The following is a 1,520-nucleotide window of genomic DNA, read 5'->3' as shown; positions in this document are numbered from 1 at the left end:
AGATAGGAAGTATTTGAAACCATTCTCCCCCTTTTAATCTCCAACTTAAACCCCCTATATAAAGAAGCGCTTTTTAAAAACTATCGCTTAAATTAGCGCCAAGTTTCCCACTAACTAATCATCAAAAACGCTAAAAAGGATTTTTCATCAAACCCCCCCCCAAAAATAAAAACTCAAAGATTAAAAAGCGAAAGTAGTGGGGGTCAGCAAAAAGAAAAAGATCAAACCCCCAAAAAAAGAATTTAAAAAAAAGACTTCAAAAAAGCTTTAAAAAGAAATCCCTTAAAAAAAGAGGGTTTAAAAAAAGAGGGTTTAAGAAAAGAAATCTCTCAATAAGAAGCCCTCTAAAACAAAGGGTTCAAAACAAGAAACCCCCAAAAAAAAGAGGATTTAAGAGAGGGGGTTCAAAAGAAAAAGGATTTTACATCAAACTCTCCCCAAAAATAAAACTCAAAGATTAAAAAGCGAAAGTAGTGGGGATTGGTAAAAAGAAAAAGATCAAACCCCAAAAAAAAAGGCTTTAAAAAAGCTTTAAAAAGAAATCCCTTAAAAAAAGAGGGTTTAAAAAAAGAGAGTTCAAAAAAAAAAGAGAGTTCAAAAAGAAAGGCTTTAAAAAAGAAACCCCTTAAAAAGAAGCCCCCTAAAACAAAGGGTTCAAAAAAAGAAAATTCAAAAAACAAACCCCCCAAAAAGAGAGTTAAAAAAGGGAGTTCCACAAAGAGCCAAACATTAATAAGCGAACACGTAATTCAAATACACGCTATAGAGTCTGCGGTATTTGAGTTCAGCCCCCATAAAGGAATAGTAGTTCGTGTTAATGGTGGGGATTTTAAGCCCTAGTTCAATGCCGTGTTGTGCCACATGATCGCTGCCTTTTTTCTTGGGCCTGGCCAAATTCATCCTCACTCCCATGTTGAATAAGAATTGGAAATTCGCCACGTTCAGTTTAGCGTTATAGACGTTATTCACGGTGGCTAAATTCACGTATTCAGAATTAAGCCATGAAGTTCCCGCTAACGCAATCCCGCCAAAAAGCCCCACAGAAAGCTTGTTGCTTTTGCCTAAGAAATTGGTGGCTTTATCGTTGATGAAGTTATAAAGAGCGTCCGCTCCAAAGCCATAAGTCCACACATCAGAAGCCGAGTTGAAAAAGCTGGATTTGATGAACGCATGGTTGTAATCAAAGAAGCCGTAATACCTAGCGCCCCATCTTCTTTTTTGCCCAAAGAATTGCTTGTAGCCCACCTGAATACCGATCCCATTCATGGCGCCATTGTTGGTTTGAGAACTAACGATACCCACTTTCCTAAAAGGATTACGCCCGAGTTCTTGGTTGATGGTTTGGATTTGGTTGTAAGTGTTTTGATTGAGATAGTAATTGGTTTCTATGCCTTGCGGGCTATAGGGGTTATTCTTTTTGCTCACCGCATTTTGCAAGCTTTGCGCGTTAGGGATGCTAGAGAGCGCGGTGGTGATGCTGTTATAGGTGTTGCCCAATTCATTGTATCGGGATTTGAAAT

At 38.2% G+C, this 1,520-nt stretch carries 1 pseudogene; it reads right to left on the bottom strand.

Annotated elements, in window-relative coordinates:
* Positions 1–729: 729 nt before the first annotated feature.
* A pseudogene (gene babB / locus G6069_RS07830) lies at positions 730–1,520 on the bottom strand (Hop family adhesin BabB); the annotation flags it as partial.

The organism is Helicobacter pylori (assembly GCF_017594925.1).
GTDB classification, from domain to species: domain Bacteria; phylum Campylobacterota; class Campylobacteria; order Campylobacterales; family Helicobacteraceae; genus Helicobacter; species Helicobacter pylori_DP.
Note: the sequence above shows the minus strand (reverse complement) of the source record. Positions and strands in the feature narration are given on the sequence as shown.